The following is a 21661-nucleotide window of genomic DNA, read 5'->3' on the forward strand; positions in this document are numbered from 1 at the left end:
TTCTCTAATAGGCATAAATGCTTGTAGACTATATGACTAGTAGATTTAACAATCAAAGCCTGCGCCTGTGGGTAGCTAACGCATTTTTTAGACCTATGAAACTAATTTTGAAAGTAATTTCTGTTTTTCAAGGTTGGCGACGTAGACAGGCGTCCACTTTTAGTCAGACATTGCGCAAGCGTCTTTTCCCGATCCTAGTTTTGATATCTTGTATAACGATATTACTGGTAGATAACTTCACTGCTGCGATCGCTCAAGTTCCCCCATTACCCCGCGAAGAAATTCGCGGTGTGTGGATGACTAACAATGACATTGACGTTCTCAAGGAACGCGCCAAAGTTACCGAGTCTGTCACCAAACTGCGAAGACTTAATTTCAACACCATCTATCCTGTAGTCTGGAATTCAGGCTATGTGATGTATCCTAGTGCTGTAGCCAAGCGTACAGGTATTCAACCCTTTGTGTTGCGAGGTACAGACGGACATGATATTTTAGCAGACTTGATTAACCAAGCCCATCGCCAAGGATTACTTGTGATTCCTTGGTTTGAGTTTGGCTTTATGGCTCCACCAACATCAGAATTAGTGATGGAGCATCCTAACTGGTTTACCCAAAAGCAAAACGGCGCTCAAACTTCCATTAGTGCAGCTGGGGAAGTGATGTGGCTGAATCCCTTCCATCCGGAAGTGCAGCAGTTTATTACCAGTCTCGTACTAGAAAACATCAGCCAATATGATGTTGATGGGATTCAGTTTGACGATCACATGAGTTTGCCAGTTGAATTTGGCTACGATAAATACACAATTGCCTTGTACAATCAAGAAACTAAGAAAAACCCACCGAAGAATCCAGAAGATCCGGAATGGGTGCGTTGGCGAGCCGATAAAATCACAGCATTCATGGTAAAACTCAACCAAGCTGTCAAAGCGCAAAAACCTCGCTTAATTTTCTCTGTTGCGCCTAACTACTACGACTTTGCTTACAAGTTTCAACTCCAAGACTGGCTCAACTGGATCAAGCTGAATATTGTCGATGAGCTAATTGTGCAAATTTATCGCCCCAATCTCCAAAGTTTTGTGGCGAATATTTCTCGTCAAGAAATTCAAGAAGCACAAAAATCAATTCCCACCGGTGTGGGGATTATGGCAGGATTGCGTAATAATCCCGTACCAATACAGCAAATTAAATCTCAGGTGCGTGCTGCTCAAGAACGAGGTTTAGGGGTGTCTTTCTTCTATTATGAAAGTCTTTGGGATTACCCACAAGAAACATCTGCACAAAGACAAGAAGCTTTCCAAACCCTGTTTCGCTCTCCTGCACTGCGGGCTAGATTGGAGTAGTAGCAATTCGCAATTAGTAATTAATCCTCCTTTAATTAGGTTCGTAAAGAGTCCAGAGTTATTTTGACTTTGGACTCTTCGCTATATCGATGGTTAATCGTTCAACTTCTTTCTCTCATTAAATTTGTATCCCAAGTGTACAAGCCAACCTTTTCGGGAACTCTGGAGAATCGCCCTGTACGATAACCTCGCGATAGCTCATTTAGCACCTTACTTTTAATCTCTCGCAGTTCATCCGCATCTAGTTCGCCATACAGCCCAGCGATCACTTCCGCTACGGTAAAAACTTTGCCGGAATTTTGCCTTAACAGAGAGGTGATAGCATCAATTAAAAATTGACCCTCATAAGCTCTGAGCATTGGTACTATTTTTGTCTTGGGAAGAATTATAGGTTTCTTCTTTTTCTGGGAGAGAGTCTTGGTAGATGCGTGACTGTGATTTGCATTGAGCAACTTCAGATCCAAGGTATAACAACCAGGTTCATCGGGTATGGCTGACCAACTACTACCTTTACCTTGAGTGAGTGAAGATTGGACTCTACCTTTAACTATTTTGAAGATACTGGGGTCTAAATCTCCATAGAGCGATCGCACAATGAAATCGATATGACATACTGTACCGCTATATGCCTGCAACACCCTTTTAATCGCTTCAATCCGATTGATACAGTCTCGATACTCCGGTAGCATCGGAAAGTCCTGTCCTTTGATTGATTGCTCTTTCGCTTCTACAGAGGACTCGCTAGAATCTGTAGTTGCAGATTCAGACTGTGCAGATTCAGACTGTGCAGATTCCAATTCTTGATCGTTGGCGATCGCAAATGATAACTGCAGTGGTTCCAATTTTGGCGAGTCTGGAAGTTCCGAGTCTGGAGATGGAGCTTTAGTGGACTCTAACAAATCGGTATCAGCATCAGCAATACCATTTAGCGATAATATCTCTTCTGCTTGACGAGCTAATGTCTCATCAGTCACATCAGACTTAACAATTTTGTTGCTGTTATCTAAATTTGACCAGTTAGATAACAAAGCTTCTACATGATTGAGATGCGATCGCGCTTGTGTATATAAGCGTTCGTACTCTTCTACAATCCGCGCATAGTAGTCTCTTAATTCCAATAGTGGAGAGAGGTAAGTATCTGGAGGAGGTTCTAATTTTCCCTTAACAGTCATAAGACATTAATCAATCCAAATCAGATTTACTTTTGTAAGTCATGGGCCTGGGCTTGGCTTTAGCTGCTGGCTTCTGCGGTTTCTTCGGCGCTTGGGGAGGGCGACAACGTTCGCAATATAACGGTCGAGGCCCATAAGTCTCCCTTTGCGTACTCTCATTACACTCCTTGCAGATAAAGTGAAATACACGAGTGTGGATTTCTCTTTGATGTGCGCGAACTGTGTACTCTCTAACGTTTATTAACTTACTAGGCATAATAACAAGTGGTGAATTTCTGTCCTATCAATATAGCTATTCAAGCAAATGAAATAGCATCAGTGTGTATCTAGTTGCCGATTTTCGGCAATTTTTTTGCCTAAGCTAGAGACTTTGTCATGACAAGAATCTTAATTAAGTGGGAAATAAATATTATCCACGATTGTCAGAGACTGTCCTAAAAGTCATTACCGATACACAAGCAACTTAACACTCCTCTAAATCACCCCAAAAAAGGGAGACTTAAAGCTGCACTTCTCCCAGTTTGCAGTTGGCTAGGGAGTAAGAAGAAAATATCTAATATTTCAAGATACATCCTATCCGCAGAATTTTGCTTCTAAATTAAGTCATACTTTATCAAGAAAACTAGATAACAGTTATGTAGGGTGAATGCAATTTTTGCATTGCGATATATGAACTTGGAGTAGAGGGTAGGTATAGCAAAAGGCAGATGGCAGCAGGCAGAAGGCAGAAGGTAAAATTATTGCTATACCTAAAGTTCACGCTTTCAAGATGTTCTAACCTATGTGACTACAGCTATAAGGAAGCAGTCTGGTTGAAAAAAATTGTCATCCCTATGGATGAAAGAGGGACAAGGAGGACAAGGGAAGGAAGACAAGGAAGACTATTGTACAGACGCGATTCATCGCGTCTCTGACAAATCCCCATTACCTCCTTTGCAATTTCATCACAACCGCACCAATAATTAATCCTGCTGCTTGTGCCCAGTAACCAATGCTAAATTGATTCACACCACTAGGTGGGATATTTAAACTACCAATACTATAAAAAAGCTGTTGAATAAACCACCAAAATAAATAGACAAAAGCAGGTAATTTTGCCGGAATATATATAATTATCAAGGGAATGACGCTATCTATTTTGGCTTTGGGAAACTTCATCATATATGCGCCTAAAACAGAAGCGATCGCTCCATTCGCCCCAATCAAGGGAACTGATAAACTTGGTTCAGCGACAATTTGGACTAATGCTGTCCAAATACCACTTAATAAATAAAATCCTAAATACTTTCCATGTCCGAGAATGTTTTCTAAAGTCTTGCCAAAAACCCACAAGAATAAGAGATTTCCTAAAATTTGGCTAAAACTACCATGTAGAAACATTCCCACAGGTAAAGCAATCAACCGCAAGCAAACAACTACCCAAGCTGCGGGATTTGCGATCGCATTTGCGATCGCGCCAGTAATTTGTGCAGGTATTACACCCCAACTATAAATCACTTCACCTAACTTATTACCGAGTTCTAGCTGGATTTCCCAGAAAAACACGGCAATATTGATGCCAATCAGCCAGTAATTCATAATTGGGCGATGGCGAGTGCGCACATTATCACTAATAGGAATCATTAAGGGGCATGGGGCATTGGGCATTGGGCATTGGGCATTGTCAACAGTCAACAGTCAACAGTCAACAGTCAACAGTCAACAGTTAACCTTTCAGAATAGTACTCAGCAGATGTTAGGATAAACCATCATGAAAAATGATTATGAAATCATAAATAAATGTAAAATTTAATTGCGGTATTGTAAAAAGAAGCTTGCTATTAAATTTAAGCTATGAGCCAGTCAGAAGACAATCTTGCCTCAACGGCTTCTTTGACGAACCACGATCGCAAATTAATTCACCTACCTGGCTCTATCCAACCTCATGGTGTACTCTTAACTCTCAATTCTCAATTACAAATAGTACAAGTTAGTAATAATACCCAAGAAATTTTGGGTAAATCTATTTCTGAATTGTTGGATAAACCGCTAACTAGCTTACTGGATAATCAACAAGTTGCTGCTATTAGGCAATGCTGGACAAAAAAGCATGGTATTTACACTAGTTGCAAAGTATTTATAAATACTAATAATTCCGAACAATATTTTGATTGTATTGCCCATCGTACAGAAGAAACTTTAATTTTAGAACTAGAACCGACTCAATCTAGTTCGGAGTTGAGTTTTTTAAGTTTCCATGCTTTAGTCAGTGAAGCGATCGCGGATATTCAAAAAACATCCAATTTGAGTGACTTTTTGCACCTCGTCACCAGCCAAGTTAGAGAAATCACAGCTTTTGACAGGGTAATTATCTATCAATTTGACCATACGGGAGCCGGTTCTGTAGTTGCGGAAGCAAAACGGGAAGATTTACCGCCATACTTAGGGTTACATTATCCGGCTACAGATATTCCGCTACAGGCGAGAAATTTATACAAGCGGGGTATGTTGCGATTTGTACCGAATTTAACTGCAACGGCTGTGAAGTTAGTTCCCCTCGACAACCCCATCACTCAGCAACCTCTGGATTTAAGCTTATCTATCCTCCGGAGTGTTGATACTTGCTGTATGGAATATTATCAAAATATGGGCGTGTCGGGAATTTTGGTGATAGCGCTGATTCAAGATCAGCAGCTTTGGGGTTTAATTTCTTGTCATCACCAAACTCCTAAGCAGCTTTCCTATGAAATGCGGCAAATTTGCGCCTTTTTAGGGCGAATTGTCTCATCGGAGTTAACCCATAAAGTTAATGAATTGGAATTAGATTATCAAGTCAAACTCAAATCTCTTCAATCTGAGTTTATTGAATCGATTTCCCTAGCTGATAATTTTATTGATGCGCTGATTAAACCAGAAATCCGGTTACTAGATGTTGTCAGTGCTTCTGGTGCTGCAGTTTGTTTAGATAATGAAATTACCCTAGTTGGCACAACACCAGAGATTGAGCAAGTTCGTGCTGTAATTGAATGGGCAGATACTCAAATTAAAGACAATCTGTTTTCTACCAATTCTCTACCCCAACTTTATCCAGAAAGCGTTGCGTTTAAAGATACAGCTAGTGGATTGTTACTACTGCGAATTTCCCAAGTTCGGCGTTATTATATTCTCTGGTTTCGTCCTGAAGTGATTCAAACGGTAAACTGGGCAGGTAACCCTCATCAAGCTTTTCAAGTCACAGAGGTAGATGGTACAGTTACCCTGAGTCCGCGTAAATCTTTTGCAAAATGGCAAGAAACAGTTAGGTTAACTTCTCTACCTTGGAAAGAATGTGAACTTGATAGTGCGATCGCACTCAGAAATGCGATCGTTGGTATTGTACTTTCTAAAGCCGATGAATTAGCCAAAATTAACCGCGAATTAGAGCGCAGTAACCGTCAGTTAGCCTCTTTTGCTTATGCTGCTTCTCACGATCTCAAAGAACCTCTGCGCGGTATCTATAATTACTCAACCATTCTCCTAGAAGATTACGCTCAAGTTTTGGATGATGAGGGAATTGAATGTCTACAGACAGTAGTTAATTTATCAGTGCGCATGGAAACTCTGATTAATGCACTACTGCGACTGGCGCAATTAGGACAAGCACAATTACGTAAGCAAGCTACCAATTTGAACGAATTACTCACCGAATTAATTGATATTCTCCGTGCTAGTCGTCCCGATTCTCACCTGTTTGATATTCGCATCCCTCGACCTTTACCCACAATTGATTGTGATGCGGTTCTCGTCAACGAAATATTTAGTAACCTGATTACGAATGCCTTTAAATACAATGATAAAACTGACCAATGGGTGGAAATTGGCTACTTAGATTCCCATCCGCAACAAACGCAAGCGCAAAGTTTTGTAAATCCTGTATTTTATGTCCGCGATAACGGCATTGGGATTCCTCAACATCATCGAGAAACCATCTTCCGACTATTCAAACGTCTCCACTCTCAAGAAAAGTATGGTGGGGGTGTAGGCGCAGGATTAGCCATTGTTAAGAAAATTGTTGAGCTGCATAATGGGCGCATCTGGGTTGAATCATCCCCAGGTATGGGTTCGACTTTCTATTTGACCCTGGAATAGTTTAAGATTAGTAACAAAAATCTTTTAATTATTACATTTTGTAAAGACAACTAATGACAATGAAACTTCATGAACCTCTACTTGTGGTTGAGGACAGCAATGAAGATTTTAGGATGCTACAACGCCTCATGCGTCGCATGGCGGTGCAGAATCCTATATATCGCTGTACTAATGGAGATGAGGTTTTAGATTTGCTTTATCAAGACAGTGGTAACGAAAATCCGCAGACAAAACTCAGACCTTCTGTAATCCTGCTAGATTTGAATTTACCAGGGATTGACGGTCGGGATATTTTGGAGCGGCTTAAACAAGATATCAGCCTCCGAGAAATCCCGATAGTTGTTTTCACCACATCCTCTAATCCCAGGGATATTGAGTTTTGTTACCAAAAAGGCGCGAATGGCTATTTAGTTAAGCCAATGGATGCACAAGAACTACAAAAGACAATTCAAGCATTTGTAGACTATTGGCTAGCAACTAATACTCCGCCTGTCTCAACGTAGTTTGCATGTTTCTAGTTGATGGGATAGTCGGGAGCAGAAAAGTACGCGGAGCTTGATACAGCATCAGACTTTGTTCGTCTATTGATGCTGATGTTTCGTACTCATACTGCATATAAGTTCTGAGTAAGTCTGTGTCTCTGTATCTTCTCGATCTCTTATTTCTCCGCGTCACGCTGTTTCCCCCTCTTAACTAGCAATTCTTGGGATTTACTGTGTAACTACCGACTCGCAAATTCATGCATACTTACTTATCCAAACAGACAAGTTAGCCGAGTACTTAAAGTTATTTCAAAAAATTTTAGATTTTATTTATATTTATTTTAGATTATTTTTAGAATTATGCAATAGCTACATAAGTTAAAAAAACACTATTATTCCCCGATCCTCATACTTATATGGTGGATACATGGACGCTACTGATCGTAGATGATTGTGCGGCGGATCGAAAAATTTATCGTCGATATCTTTTACAAGATCCGTACAATTCTTATCAAATTTTCGAGGCAGATTGTGCAGAAAGCGGGCTAGCTTTGTGCCAAAAAGTGCATTGCGATGTCATTCTGCTAGATTTTTGCTTACCAGATATGAGTGGGTTGGAACTATTCGATCGCTTAAATAAAGAAATATTCGATACTCCCAAAACAGTAATTATGCTGACGGGGAGAGGCGATGAAGAAGTTGCTGTACAAGCAATGAAACGAGGTGCGCAAGATTATTTAGTCAAGCAATATCTCAAACCAGATGTGCTGCAAATAGCTGTTCGCAATGCCATTAAACAATCGTATTTGCAAGCCCAACTCTATAAAACTCGCGAAAAACAGCGCTTAATTGCAACCACAGCGTTACGTATTCGCCAGTCTTTAGATTTAGAGCAAATCTTGAATACAGCAGTAGTAGAAGTGCAGCAACTTCTCAAATGCGATCGCGTTTTAGTGTATCAATTTACCCCAGATAATGGCGGTAAAACTGTAGCTTGCTCAGTTGACTCCGGAGAATTTATAGCACCACTTCATAATATCCAAGATATTTGTCATGAAGTAGGGGGTGAAAACCATGTATGGGGATGTAAATTAGCAATTACTCAAGTATGTAAAGCTAGTTTAAGTAATAATTATTTACATTTATTAGAACAATTTAAAACAAAGGATAATTTAGTAGTTCCAATTCAGTTGAGTAATAATTGCGATCGCGAAAATCCGCTTTGGGGATTGTTGATAGCGCATCACAGTTCCCAAGAACGCAAATGGCAAGCCGATGAAGTAGAAATGCTTAACGAATTATCGGTACAATTAGCGATCGCAATTCAACAAGCAGAATTATTCGCCCAAACCCAAGCAGCGCTAATCAAAGAAAAGCAACTCAATACCTTTAAATCGCAAATCGTCGCCACAGTTTCTCACGAGTATCGTACACCTTTGACCTCTATTTTGGCGGCGGCATCAACTTTAATCAAACATGGTCAACAATTAGATGAATTGAAACAGCAGCGATTTTTAGGCATTATCGAGCAAAAAGCTCGGTCAATGTCCAAATTGGTAGATAATATGCTGATGGTGAACCAAATTGAACTGGATAAAACCCGATTTAAGCCTATTCCCCTCGATTTACTACCATTTTTCGCTGATATTCTCCAACAAGCAAGAGAAACATTAACCGAGGAACATGAATTAATTTTTAATACCAGGGGAAACTATCAAGGCTTCTGGGGCGATCGCGGATTATTGCAACAAATCTTTATGAATTTAATTTCCAATGCGATCAAATATTCGCCACATGGAGGGAGCATTGAATTTGATTTAATTGGCACAGAATCAGATGTGATGGTTTACATCAAAGATGAAGGTATTGGTATCCCCATAGCCGATCAAGAAAAGCTATTTCAATCCTTTAGCCGGGGTAGTAACGTCGGTACAATTCCCGGTACAGGTTTAGGATTAGCGATCGCTAAATCTTGCGTAGAATTACATGGGGGTAATATTAAATTATTTAGCCAAATTGGGCAAGGAACCAAAGTTACAGTCAGCTTACCCAAACAAAGTATAGGGCATGGGGCATGGGGCATGGGGCATTGAAAGGCGGTAGTTTCGGCTTCGCTCAACTACCGCTTGAAGTGTGCGCTGCTAAGGCAACCAGAAATCGGGCAGAATAGATTTGCTGAGATTGCGTACTGTTTGATTGAGCGATCGCGCTACTTGGATATGGGCTTCATCGGCTTCTACTGGTAAAATCTCAGATGGCTGTCCTTGTCCTAAATAAGAAATTACCAAATTTGCCGCTTCTAAACCTGTAACATAAGCCTTTTCTTGCGACCAAGAACCGTGACGGTTAACAATCCAATCCCCACTCATAAACACATTTGCTAAACTCGTCTGGGCTGGTAACATATGACGATAACTTCCCGGTGCAAAATGAGTTACCGCATTCGGTAATCTAATCACACTGCTATCAATCACTTTGGCTTCGCGAAAATCAGGAACGCAAGTTGTTAAATAACGCTGCACTATAGGAATAATTTCTTCATCAGCTAAATGTAAAAACTGATTTGCATGATAAAAATCAGCTTCAATTACTGTTCCTGATTCATTTTTATATTCATCATGCAGCGCATTTAAATCAAAAAATGTCCAGCCTGTAGTATTATCAAATCCAAAACAAGCATTAGAAGGGCGAGGAATATTAACTTTTCTATCAAACCATAAGCGAGTTGCTAAAACATCAATTGCACCTAAATTATTTAAATCGCGAAATTCTTGCCGACTTTGTAAACTGGGGCTATTGGCAACAATTTTCTTCATTCCCGTCACCCCCACAGCAAAAACTACAGCGTCAGCCTCAAATACTTCATCATCGCAAACTACACCCTTAGCGCAATTTTTATCATCAATAATTACATCAGTTACCCGCCGTTTTGATAATACTTTAGCCCCAGCCTTCTCAATTTTATCTACCCAAGGGCGGAATATTTTTTCGCCTACAGTTCCCCGACACCAAACAACATCAAAATCGCTTTGATGCGCCAAAATAAAAAAGTACAGCATTCCTAAAGTTGCAGCAGCAGAACACTGTTCTCCAGGTGCAAATAAACCTACCAATAACATTGGTTCAAATGCATCTTTATATAGCCTTGCTGACACGCCAAAATCCTTAAATAATTCTCGCGCCGTGACAAAATCATAACGCCGCCATGCATCAGGAGAATTATCAAAATCAACCACAGCATATAGTAAAGGTAAGGCACTCAAACGGTCAATTAATGGTAGACGCTGAAAGTGAGTATAAACAAAAGTTCCTAATGGTGAAGGAAGCCGGGGTAATTCTTGAAAAATTGGTGATTCCACTTCCAAACCCGCCGGGGAATATTGCGCCGAACGAGTCCAAGAAGTAAAAGGATTAATATCTAATTCATTAATCAGGGCAAAAATATTTCTGTAAGGATACCAAAAACCATGTATACCTGCTTCTACAGAACGTCCTGCGGCGGTTTTCCAACCCGCAACGAGTCCCCCCGGATAAGCCCCGGCTTCTAGAAGCGTCACATCATATCCTTGTTTGGCTAAGTGATAGGTTGCGCCTAAACCAGCCCAACCTGCACCCACAACTACTACCCGTTTTTGTTGTGACTCTTCATTCATTGCCGCACAGTCTCCGATAATTGCACTCTATAATTAAATGTAAAGGATTTGTAAACTGATTTAACTGATTGATAGTAAAATTACGGAAAACTGGCAATATTTTTATTTGCGAAGCTTGAGCAAATATTGTTCAGAATATATACGTAATAATTTACCTAAATAGACTTTAATTACTATAGATATAATCACACTTGCTGATAATTATTATTTAGGAGTATAACAAGAAAAAATCTAGTTATATTTCCCAAATAGTCAAATGACTCAATTAGCCGATTCTCAACCTAGTTTAAATGACTTTCAATTGATTGATGGTATATATTTCCCTAAAAATTATGAACAGTTAAATAGTACTAAACATAAACAAAAATGGGATGCAATCGGCAAAACCTACTATGGTTCCCAAAAAATTGAGCAAGTAACAGAAACATCTGCCATTAAACAAGATTACACTTTATTAGGTGGCAGACCTGGGGGAACTTGGAATAAGTTTCCTATGGATAAATCTGTAGATTCTATTCTCGAAATTGGTTGTGGTTATGGTCGCGCTCCCTTACATCTTTCTAAGGAAAAAAATCTCCAATGCCAAAAATATTATGCTATTGATATTTCTGAATCTTTATTAAGGCGATTAATTAAGGTCAAAGCAGAGTATAACTTTTTCCCAAATGCCGAATTTAATATAATTTGTAATTCTGCAGAAACATTACCTTTAGCAGGCAACTCCATAGATTTAGTAATTTCTAACTGTGTATTTATGCATATACCAGATGCACAGTTAAGAAACTTATTAAGCGAGATATTCCGGGTTCTCAAGCCTGGAGGAATGTTTGTATTTAATCATTCCTTTCATAACAAAGCTTGTCCTTCCCATATCATCCACAATTCTATTAGGAACCTGAATATATTTAGCAAAAATCCCATTTACCTCAAGCAATATTCAGCAATAGAAATTCAGGAGATGTTGAATAATGCAGGGATTCAAGCTAAATGTCCTCAATATATAGTTGAACCAACAACAGAATATGCAATTTTACCGGAAACTATCAAAGGTATTCCTGTACCTTTTGCTAAAGCAATTAATAGAAGTCTCAAGCCATCAGATGCTTGGAAAGAAACTTTAGCTTATGGCTTTAGTGCTTACAGTATTCCTTTGGAGTAATTAGGGAAAAAGACTTGTAGCGATTGTCTTAGATGTTAAATTGTGCGATCGCTCAACAATAAAAAAATATTAAGTATATGTAGGGTGCGTTATCACGAAGTGTAACGCACCGTATTATGGGATTTGGTGCGTTGCGCTGCGCGACAACACACCCTACGTATTTGTTCAAAAATCAAATATGAATCCTATAGATGTTAAATTGTGCGATCGCTCAAAAATAAAAAAATATTAAGATTGATTTCGTAGTGAGAACTAAATTCCTCACTACACGAGTATCTTATTTTCTCAAACCAGAGAGGGAACGCTCCACACGAGTCAAACGTTCTGAGTAGTTTTTCATAACTTGTAGTGCAAACAAAGGAGTTTCTTGCACTACAAACAGAAACCTTTGCTCATCCAGGAAAGCAAGCTGACAATCGGTTTTGGCAATAGCGGTATAAGTTCTATTTTTTACACCTACAAGTGCGCCGATCGCAAAAACTTCTCCGGCGGAAATTGTTTCTACAACCTTGCCATCAACTAATATATCAACCGAGCCTTGGATAATGCCATACATACAATCACCAGGCTCTCCTACCTCAAATATTACCTGGCCTGCTGAAACCACTTTCGGATTTGGTTGTTTTTGAAAGATACTGATAGTCTGTACAGCATTTAACATTTAAACTGCCCTGAAATTGTGTATTTTTTACTTATGTTTGCTCTGTTACAGCCAATGAGCAAGATCAAAAACCATTGGTAAGACTTGATGGGGAATTTTGCACAGAGATATTTAGTAGTTCACTACAACAACGGCATCTTTATGGGTAAATTCGTAGTCAGGAATTGAGTCCTGACTACGAACAAAACAAATTTCAACTACTAAATTACATGCTAGGGTACAACAGGCAAGGTTAAAGAAAGATTAAGCTTTGGTGAAACGTAATTTTATATTTGTTGCCAAAATTTCTTTTCTAATTGCATAATTAGTTTTGATTTATACCCAAGTCTTGTCTCATACAAATTTTTGCAACACAAAACTGGAAGAATCTCCACTGGGGCTGAATATTTGAATAAGCTCAACGAGACAGACATCACATCAACCACTCGGAAGTTTTTTTCCGGTTGAGTTTTGAAGTTCTCTGTGAAAAACTACATGCAATTAGTTCTATGAATGCATCACCAGATAATTTGCTCCGTCGGCCGATTACTCAAAGCTTAGAGACAGCTAGACAGGAATATCGCTATAACTATAACCATATTCCAGCGATCGCAATGGTGGATGAGTTACCGGAGACAGAAGGTTTTTCTACTAGCTGGTATTATTTGTTGGCGCAGCAGTTAAGAGTGCTGTTTGTCAATACTTTGATTACTAACCGAGGTAATCGGGGTTCTAAGTCAATTCGCGATGATGTCAGATTGTTTATTTTAGAAGCCATATTCAAAGGGGCGATTCCTTTGAATATCACGATTATTGCTAGGTTGTTACAGATTGTTCCCCAGTTTTTAATTAAAGGAATCTCCAAAGATTTTCACGAACTTGACAATTTGTTGTTTGCTATTCTCAAGGAGAATGGAGTCCAGATTCTGAGAGATGCTTTAAATGGGGTAATTGAACTGTTGTATGCAGAACATCCCACAGGACATGTAACCAGCCTGACAGACTACGAAAAGCTATTCCCAGTAATTGGTGTACCAGCGATCGCGCAAACTTTTCAAGAAGACGCAGTATTCGCTTATATGCGGGTAGCGGGTTACAATCCCGTGATGATAGAGAGAGTGAGTAAATTAAGCGATCGCTTTCCCGTTACCGATGAACATTATCAAGCTGTGATGGGAAGTGACGATTCCTTACAAGCAGCAGGGGAAGAAGGAAGACTTTACCTCACAGATTATGGCATTTTTGAGGGTGCGCTCAACGGAACCTACCCCACAGAACAAAAATATGTGTATGCACCCCTAGCGCTGTTTGCTGTACCCAGAGGTTCCAATAGCGATCGCTTTCTGCGCCCAGTCGCTATCCAATGCGGACAAACCCCAAGCCCCGATTATCCGATTATTACGCCTAATTCTGGTAAATATGCTTGGTTATTTGCCAAAACAATCGTGCAAATCGCTGATGCTAACTTCCACGAACCAGTTACCCACCTAGCGAGAACTCATTTATTTGTCGGTGCTTTTGCGATCGCTACCTATCGACAACTACCAGCTAACCATCCCCTGAGCTTACTCCTACGTCCCCATTTTGCCGGCACTTTAGCGATTAATGACGCCGCCCAAAGGATTTTGATTGCTCGTGGTGGTGGTGTAGATAGATTACTCTCATCCACAATTGATAACTCACGGGTGCTAGCTGTTAAGGGATTGCAAAGCTATGGCTTTAATAGTGCCATGTTACCCAAGCAATTTGAACAACGCGGAGTAAGCGATCGCAATTTACTACCGATTTATCCTTACCGAGACGATGCTTTATTAGTCTGGGATGCCATTCGTCAATGGGTAAGCGACTACCTTCAACTTTACTACGCCACAGATCGAGATATTCAAAACGATACCGCCCTACAATCCTGGGCGGCTGAAGTTCAAGCTTATGAAGGTGGGCGCATCAGCGAATTTGGTGAAGATGGACGTATCCAGACGCGAGACTACCTAATTGATGCTGTCACACTGATTATATTTACCGCCAGCGCCCAACACGCAGCAGTGAACTTTCCCCAAAAAGACTTAATGGGCTACGCCGCCGCTTTACCATTAGCAGGTTACGTACCCGCCTCAGCTCTTAAAGGAGAAGTCACCGAGCAAGACTACCTCAAATTACTCGCACCTCTAGATCAAGCCCAAAGGCAATATAACTTGCTTGCTTTGCTAGGTTCTATATATTACAACAAACTCGGTGAATATCCTCAAGCACACTTTACCGACAGCCGCGTCAAACCCTTATTGCAGAATTTCCAAGAAAATCTCCAACAAGTTGAACACGCTATCAATCAGCGTAACTTAAGCCGCCCAACCTATAACTATCTCCTCCCTTCCAAAATTCCTCAAAGCATCAATATTTAAGCTAGAGACGCGATTAATCGCGTCTGTACAGTTTCATCCCCCATGCCCAATGCCCAATTTTTACAACTTCTCCAACAACTCCTGGGCTAATTGAAGAAACGCTTTAGAACCAGGAGATTGCGGATTCATGACAACAGCCGGCATAAAACTATCAACAGCTTTAGCCACATTTACATCAACAGGAATTTGGTTCTTACAAATTTTGTCAACACCAAAATCTTCCACAACGCGATGCATAACTTGTTTATAATATCTGCCAGTCAGCAGATTTGCACTCGACATACTAAATACAATCCCCAGCATTTTTATATTAATTTTTGCCTCATGCTCGTGACTATCTTTTAATTGTCCAATGCGTCTTTCTAACAATTGAATACCCACCACCGATAAAGGTTCTGGTTTAGCAGGTAAAATATAAAAATCGCTGCAAGCTAAAGCACTACGAGTTAAAAGATTATAGCCAGGGGCACAGTCTAAAAGAATAAAATCATATTCGTCCCGCACTGGCTTTAAGATGTTATTAATTAACACCCGTTCAAAGCGATTCCAAACAGTTTCAAAATCTTGCTCGCCTAAAGCTACCGATTGTTGATGCAGCATTTCTGAAACAACAAATTCATCATATAAATCGATATCTCCCGGCAACAAATCCAACCCAGGCAAGTTACAAACCTTGCTCTGAACGATATCATGAATCGCAAATTTAGCGTTTGGTTCAGGTGTAATAACTTGATCTATTAGATATCTAAAAGTCTTTCTCGTCTTCCGTCGCTTGGCAAATTCTAACGGCGACATCAAGCTGAGTGTCGCACTAATTTGACTATCTAAATCGAGAACTAACACCCGCTTGCCATGATACTTAGCCAAGCAAGTAGCCAAATTTACTGTAATGGTGGTTTTGCCGACACCACCTTTCATATTTGCAGTTGCAATTACATATCCCATTGGTAAGTCCTTTGATGACGCATTCCCATCCAGGTAGCGTACACCTCTCCTGATATATGAAAATTTACGTTCAATTTAATCTTTCTGGAATACACAAAGTAATTCCAGTGACATGCCACAATTGAGGCAGTCAGAATTATAGCAGTGAGTAACACATTGCTGCGAGTAACGATAGGTTATGCAAAGCACATTTACAAAAGTGCATAGACAAAAATTTTACACATAATAGTGATTAGTGGATAAAATTGTAAAGTTGGATGCCTTTCTATGCTAGTATGACTACTGACTATGGCTCGACGTTAAAAAGCATTTTTCAGTCCATCAGCCCAAATAGTAGCGAATCTGATGTAGAGCAAAAGGTAGTAGTTCCTTTACTACGTATTCTTGGTTACAATAACGCAGATTGGCAGACTCAGGTTGTAATCCTAAACTCAAAGCTTGACTTTCTTGTAAGCCTACCAGACTCAGAATTAATAACACCAGCTTATTTAATTATTGAAGTTAAAGCACCCAGTAAAAATATTGCTCATAGTGTTTGGCAAATCAATAATTATATGCGCCGCACCGGATCTGTGCTTGGTCTATTAACCAATGGTGATGATTTTCATATACTTTATAACTATGATAAAAAAATCACAACTATTATAGAGTTAACTCAAGAAACACTGATTCAAAAATATATTTTATTTTACAAAATTTTATCAAAAAAAACTTGTTTAAGTTTTAATTCAACGTTATATAAAAATCAACAGAATATTCGGTTACATTTTTTAAATTTAATTTCACAAGAAGTGCAACAAGAAAATATGTTGGGATTATTCAACAAAGGTAAAGCCTCTCCTCCAGACACCAAAGTTATCAGTAAAGACAAAGTTTCAATTTTAGAAACTAAAGAGGAATCTAATTCGATGATTATTACTGTTTTCAATAATAAAGGTGGTGTGGGTAAAACCACAACGACTATTAACCTGGCTGCTGCTCTCAACAAACTTGGTAAGCGAGTTTTACTAATCGATATTGATGCTCAGGCAAATCTAACAATGGGGTTAGGCATCGATCCTTTAGAGGATATAGAACAGCAAGGTAAGAAAGATATTACCCATCTACTAACTGAACCGAGAACTAAATTAGAAGATACGATCATTAAAACTAATTGGGCAGATATTCAATTAGATTTAGTTCCTTCTCATATTCGTTTAAGTCGAATGGAAACTACTCTGAATCAAACAGTAGATAGTGATAGATTACTGGCAAAAAAACTTAAAAAGCATGATTATGATTTCATCCTTATAGATCCTCCTCCATCTTTCGGTAAAGTTAACAACATATCATTAATGGCATCATCAGGTATTCTGATTCCTACTCAGTTATCAGCCTATGCAATACGAGCCTTGGAATATGTTCTAAATAGAACAAATGAAATAGAGCAATTAAAAGATGAAGCATTACCCATTTTGGGGATAGCAGTGAGTATGTATGACCAGAAATCAGTTAAGTTTAATCAGTCTATGGTTGCCAGACTCTTCGATATTTTAGAAAAAAGTGGTGGTAGTAACAAAGTAGAACTTTTTCCTGAAAGTACTTGGGTTCCACGCTTAAATATAATTTCTATTTGTCAAGATAAAGGTTATCCACTGTATCAAGGGGAATTTGATGAGAAATTGATGTCTCAAGAAAAAGAGGCAGCACAGAAAGTACTTGAACGCTATGCTAATTTAGCGCAACATTTTATCAAAATCACTAATGGAGTTTCAAAAAATTAATGGATAGTTCTGAACGTCGCGCTCGTATTAGAGCAAATTTGGGTATTGAGCCAATTAGTCATGGTCAAGTTTACACTTTTCAAATTGCCATACCAGAGTCGGAAAAAGAGAATATTTCTCTTGAAAGGAGCCAGCTTATAGAAGATACTCTTATTCAACATAAAAGTAATCTCATTCCTCTAATTGTGCGTCGTACTGACAAATATTCTGAAGAGGAAGAGTATGAAGTTATCTATGGCGCTGATTGGTGCATTGTTGCTAAACAACTTGATATAGAAAAACTATGGGTTTGGGTTTTTGATATGAACGATGAGCAAGCTGTTGCAGTTCAAGAAGAAATGCAGCAATTGCTTGGTTCGTCAAGTAATAGAGAAAAACCTATAAACCAAGAAACTGATGTTGCTACCTTACTTGAAAGTAAGCTGAAGCCAATTTACACTAAGCTAAACCAGTTACTTTCTGACACTACAGCTAATGTAAGTAAATCAGATTTAGAACAAAAAATAATAACAATTGAAAGTCAAGTTAAAAATTTGTCATTCGCTATTGAAAGACTTGCAGTGAGCCTCCAAGAATTAATGCCTCGGCCTAAGTTGAATTTGCTAACTGCAAATGAGGAAGATATTAAGAATGCTTTAGATGAAACAGGAGCAAATAAAAATCAAAGAAACGCTGCCTTGAAAGCTCTTCAATACTGGAAACAACCTGGCAAAACTTTAAGCTGGGAAAACTTGAGAGAATCAGCAGCATCAGGCAGTGAATATAAGATTAAGAATTTTGCGTATGGTACTTACGAAAAGCTCAGAAAAGTTTCAGAGATACGCAGTAAATAGCAGGATATTATCTGTGGCGATCGCAGTCTTATCCATGACAGTAAATTTTGGTATTAACTCTCTTTTGTTTCTATACTTTGCTTTTATGCGTGAGACATTCTTACCTCTGTACCCTCCGCAACACATTAAACACCCGATCGCACAATCCACCAGGTAATAAAGATAACCCTAACCCAATCCAAGCTTTAGTATGAGAAAAAGACTTACCAGCTAACACCAACTCCCTACCGGCTTGCATTTCACCTTTTTCTATCAAACGCAAACCTAATATTAACTTAGCTTCTGCTAGTCGAGTCTTCCGAATAATTTCTAATTTCTCTGACTCAAACTTATAGCTTTCTAAATAGCGAATCTTATCAAATAAATAAGGAATCGCGCGATTAATACCTTGCTGTTCTGTATGGTAGCGATATTCCATCAATAATTCTGGTAAATAATAGCCTTTTTTACCAGCCAAAGCTAACCGCACAAATAAATCATTATCTTCACAGTTTTGCATATTGGGAAGCATAAACCCCAATTCTTGCAAAGTCTGAAGCCGAAATAATGTTGCACCAACTTGAAAGCTTTGATAAATAAAAACTACTTCTAATAAATTATCGACAATACCAGCCGATAATTTTGTTCTCCCCCAGCGACGAGAATTTTCCTGAGTCAATTCATCATTTCTGGCGTTGTTAATATCGATAATCCAGTGATCGGTACCAACAAAATCAAGGCTCGAATCTTGCTTAAGAATAGCAACAGTACGCGCTAGAAAATCTGGTGTCAGTCTATCATCATCATCAAATTTAATAAAATATTCGCCTATAGCCGCATTAAAGCCAGAGCGCATATTATTACTTTTACCAACATTTTGGTGATGACGGATATATTTAATCCGCTTATCTGTATACTGTGACATTAGATTGCTTGTACCATCACTAGAACCATCATCACAGATAATTAATTCAAAGTCCTGATAACTCTGCTGCATTACACTTTCAATAGCGTAAGGCAATAAATTTACTCTATTAAAAGTAGGAATACAAATACTAATTTTACTCACAATAACTAAAAGCTTTCATAGATAAAAATTAGCCTATATTTTAGTATTCCCAATACTACAGCTATCTTAACACCAATCTTAAAAATATTAACCGCGAAAATACTTAGTTAACTGTACTTACAACTAGAAATTATAGTTAGGGTTGTCAACTGTGCTGTACTAAATTTCGCGTAGTTTTGATTTAGTGAATTTCTAGCAAAAATATCTCAGGGATATTCGTGATGACAATCAACATTAACTGAAGTCATTGTATATATATGATTGCCTTTATTGGTGTTATTACAGAAATTATTTTATATGAATATACTGATGCTATCTTCTACTTTTCCCTATCCACCCACGCGGGGGGGAACCCAGGTGAGAACTTTTAATTTACTCAAATATTTGAGCCAACGTCACCATATTACTCTGCTAACTCAGCGCGATCGCACTGTCACAGAAGCGGAAATAGCAGGATTAAAGGATTGCGTAGATCTGGCGGTGATTTTTGAAAGTCCCTCAGAAATCGACACAACTGACGGAATATTCAAGAAACTCCAGCGCTTCAGCTCATTTTTGCAACAGGGTACACCGCCGAGTGTACTCAGCCGCTATTCTATTGAAATGCAAGAATGGATTGATCGTGCTGTTGAAGCCGAAAAATATGATGCGATCGCTTGCGAACATAGCGTGAATGAAATTTATATTCGTCCTCATTTCCAAAAACAGCTAAGAACTGTAGTTAATATCCACAGTTCAGTCTACGGTAGCTGCTATAACCAACTCGCCACTGGTATTTCCGAAAATAAATTGAGAGATCAAATTAATCTGCCACTTTTACGGCGTTACGAGCAAAACTACTGTTCTAAGTTCTCTGCAATTGTCGTCACAACCGCAGAAGACAAAATCCAATTACAAGAATTTAACCCTAATAGTGAAATTACGGTAATTCCCAATGGTGTAGATTTAGTATCTTTTCCTTATAGAAAAAGCGATCCGGGAGGACATCGCTTAATATTTATCGGTGCAATGGATAATTTAGCCAATATTGATGCAGTGTGCTTCTTTAGTCAAGAAGTACTACCAGAAATCCAGAAAATTTACCCCGATACCACTTTAGATATTGTCGGTAGTCATCCAGCACCAGAGGTTTTAGCCTTGAAAAAACAACCAGGAATTACTGTGACTGGGCGCGTGCCTTCAATGGTAGAGTATTTACACAAATCAACCGTCTGCATTGTACCAATGCGGACGGGTTTTGGGATTAAAAATAAAACTTTAGAAGCAATGGCTGCCGGTGTACCGATAGTAGGAAGCGATCGCGGTTTAGAAGGGTTAGGTGTAGATGGTAAAGATACACCACTAAAAGCGCTCAGAGCAAATACACCAGCAGATTATGTGACTGCGATTAGTCAACTATTCGATGTTCCACAACTACGACACGAGTTGTCTGTTCGTAGTAGAGAACTTATAGAAACAGAATTCACTTGGGAGATTGCTGGTAAACACTACGAACAAGTATGTTGTCCTCAGCAATGATTAGGGAACAATCGCGATCGAGTATAAACAAGCAATGGGTAGGAGTCACAAATATCTATCTTCTTTGTTCTCCTTGTCTTCCTTGTCCCTTTTGTTAATACATCAAATAGGATTGCGATATTTAATTACTGTTCCATTGTCGGTACAGGAAAAATCCTACTCGATATGGGAATACGTGGATTGGATGTTGTAGCTGTTGTAGTTGCAGCAGCATTTGGAGTGGTATTATCAGAATTTTCAGATAAAATATCTGCTTTTTTATTTGTTGAATTGCTGGAGTCAGAGTTATTAGATACAGCTTTTTCTGAATTAGTAGATAACTCCGAAGAGATAGGACTAATGTGATTAACATTGCTGTTATGCACTTCTACCAAGACTTGCGCTTGAGCAGGAATAACAACAAAGGCAGAAAATGTTGTGAAAATTAGTGGTGTCAGCTTATAAAAAAATTGGGACATATTTCTTAATTTCTTGGTAAAATGTTACTCATGAAAAATCAAGTTTTAGTTATCAACAAAGAGGAAATTTGCATAAATACACTCTTTGACCAGATATATTATTTTGTATATTTATCTGGTGTAACTAATAAAAATATAAGCTGA

Annotated in this window: 17 protein-coding genes; 9 read left to right on the plus strand and 8 right to left on the minus strand. The window is 38.8% G+C overall.

Annotated features, from left to right (window positions below):
* Positions 1-32 precede the first annotated feature (32 nt).
* A complete protein-coding gene (locus H6G08_RS00200) occupies positions 33-1340 on the plus strand; it encodes a glycoside hydrolase family 10-like protein (protein ID WP_190538293.1) in 1308 nt (435 codons plus the stop codon).
* A 101-nt stretch (positions 1341-1441) separates the two neighbouring features.
* Here the strand turns inward: H6G08_RS00200 and H6G08_RS00205 are convergent, their stop codons facing one another.
* The 3 genes from H6G08_RS00205 to H6G08_RS00210 form a co-directional block, all read right to left on the minus strand.
* Positions 1442-2512, minus strand: coding sequence for a hypothetical protein (locus tag H6G08_RS00205; protein WP_190538294.1), 1071 nt, complete (start codon positions 2510-2512; stop codon positions 1442-1444).
* A gap of 10 nt (positions 2513-2522) precedes the next feature.
* On the minus strand, positions 2523-2768 hold the full coding sequence (locus tag H6G08_RS37285) for a hypothetical protein (RefSeq protein WP_096642757.1): 246 nt from the start codon (positions 2766-2768) through the stop codon (positions 2523-2525).
* Between the two features lie 668 nt (positions 2769-3436).
* The gene (locus H6G08_RS00210; RefSeq protein ID WP_190538441.1) at positions 3437-4135 is read right to left on the minus strand and encodes a rhomboid family intramembrane serine protease; all 699 of its coding nucleotides are present in this window, start codon (positions 4133-4135) and stop codon (positions 3437-3439) included.
* A gap of 210 nt (positions 4136-4345) precedes the next feature.
* On the opposite strand from H6G08_RS00210, the gene H6G08_RS00215 reads away from it, so the two are divergent.
* The 3 genes from H6G08_RS00215 to H6G08_RS00225 all read left to right on the plus strand — a co-directional run bounded on the left by H6G08_RS00215 (position 4346) and on the right by H6G08_RS00225 (position 9194).
* A complete protein-coding gene (locus H6G08_RS00215; protein ID WP_190538295.1) occupies positions 4346-6619 on the plus strand; it encodes an ATP-binding protein in 2274 nt (757 codons plus the stop codon).
* 53 nt (positions 6620-6672) lie between these two features.
* Positions 6673-7122: a response regulator gene (locus H6G08_RS00220; RefSeq protein ID WP_190538296.1), complete on the plus strand. Its 450-nt coding sequence runs from the start codon at positions 6673-6675 to the stop codon at positions 7120-7122.
* A gap of 395 nt (positions 7123-7517) precedes the next feature.
* Positions 7518-9194, plus strand: coding sequence for a hybrid sensor histidine kinase/response regulator (locus tag H6G08_RS00225; RefSeq protein ID WP_190538297.1), 1677 nt, complete (start codon positions 7518-7520; stop codon positions 9192-9194).
* Positions 9195-9242: 48 nt separating this feature from the next.
* Here the strand turns inward: H6G08_RS00225 and H6G08_RS00230 are convergent, their stop codons facing one another.
* A complete protein-coding gene (locus H6G08_RS00230; protein WP_339381673.1) occupies positions 9243-10772 on the minus strand; it encodes a hydroxysqualene dehydroxylase in 1530 nt (509 codons plus the stop codon).
* Positions 10773-11010: 238 nt separating this feature from the next.
* Between H6G08_RS00230 and H6G08_RS00235 the strand changes: the two genes are divergently transcribed.
* Entirely contained in the window at positions 11011-11913 is a 903-nt protein-coding gene (locus H6G08_RS00235; RefSeq protein WP_190538299.1) for a class I SAM-dependent methyltransferase, read from the plus strand.
* 277 nt (positions 11914-12190) lie between these two features.
* On the opposite strand, the gene H6G08_RS00240 is transcribed toward H6G08_RS00235, so the two are convergent.
* Positions 12191-12574: a cyclic nucleotide-binding domain-containing protein gene (locus H6G08_RS00240; RefSeq protein ID WP_190538300.1), complete on the minus strand. Its 384-nt coding sequence runs from the start codon at positions 12572-12574 to the stop codon at positions 12191-12193.
* A gap of 488 nt (positions 12575-13062) precedes the next feature.
* Here H6G08_RS00240 and H6G08_RS00245 point away from each other — a divergent pair, with 488 nt between their 5' ends.
* Positions 13063-14952, plus strand: coding sequence for a lipoxygenase family protein (locus H6G08_RS00245; RefSeq protein WP_190538301.1), 1890 nt, complete (start codon positions 13063-13065; stop codon positions 14950-14952).
* A 60-nt stretch (positions 14953-15012) separates the two neighbouring features.
* Here H6G08_RS00245 and H6G08_RS00250 read toward each other — a convergent pair whose 3' ends face one another.
* A complete protein-coding gene (locus H6G08_RS00250; RefSeq protein WP_096642766.1) occupies positions 15013-15897 on the minus strand; it encodes a ParA family protein in 885 nt (294 codons plus the stop codon).
* 275 nt (positions 15898-16172) lie between these two features.
* Between H6G08_RS00250 and H6G08_RS00255 the strand changes: the two genes are divergently transcribed.
* Both H6G08_RS00255 and H6G08_RS00260 read left to right on the plus strand, forming a co-directional pair.
* Entirely contained in the window at positions 16173-17660 is a 1488-nt protein-coding gene (locus tag H6G08_RS00255; protein ID WP_242046028.1) for an AAA family ATPase, read from the plus strand.
* A complete protein-coding gene (locus H6G08_RS00260; protein WP_190538303.1) occupies positions 17660-18493 on the plus strand; it encodes a ParB N-terminal domain-containing protein in 834 nt (277 codons plus the stop codon). Before H6G08_RS00255 ends, H6G08_RS00260 begins: the two co-directional genes overlap by 1 nt.
* 100 nt (positions 18494-18593) lie before the next feature.
* On the opposite strand, the gene H6G08_RS00265 is transcribed toward H6G08_RS00260, so the two are convergent.
* On the minus strand, positions 18594-19541 hold the full coding sequence (locus tag H6G08_RS00265) for a glycosyltransferase family 2 protein (protein ID WP_190538304.1): 948 nt from the start codon (positions 19539-19541) through the stop codon (positions 18594-18596).
* Positions 19542-19838: 297 nt separating this feature from the next.
* Between H6G08_RS00265 and H6G08_RS00270 the strand changes: the two genes are divergently transcribed.
* Positions 19839-21059 carry a glycosyltransferase family 4 protein gene (locus tag H6G08_RS00270; protein WP_190538305.1) on the plus strand — a complete coding sequence of 407 codons (1221 nt, stop codon included), beginning with the start codon at positions 19839-19841 and terminating at the stop codon, positions 21057-21059.
* A gap of 125 nt (positions 21060-21184) precedes the next feature.
* Here H6G08_RS00270 and H6G08_RS00275 read toward each other — a convergent pair whose 3' ends face one another.
* On the minus strand, positions 21185-21517 hold the full coding sequence (locus H6G08_RS00275; protein WP_190538306.1) for a hypothetical protein: 333 nt from the start codon (positions 21515-21517) through the stop codon (positions 21185-21187).
* Between the last annotated feature and the right edge of the window lie 144 nt (positions 21518-21661).

This window comes from Calothrix anomala FACHB-343, from assembly GCF_014696435.1.
Classification (GTDB): domain Bacteria; phylum Cyanobacteriota; class Cyanobacteriia; order Cyanobacteriales; family Nostocaceae; genus Aulosira; species Aulosira anomala_A.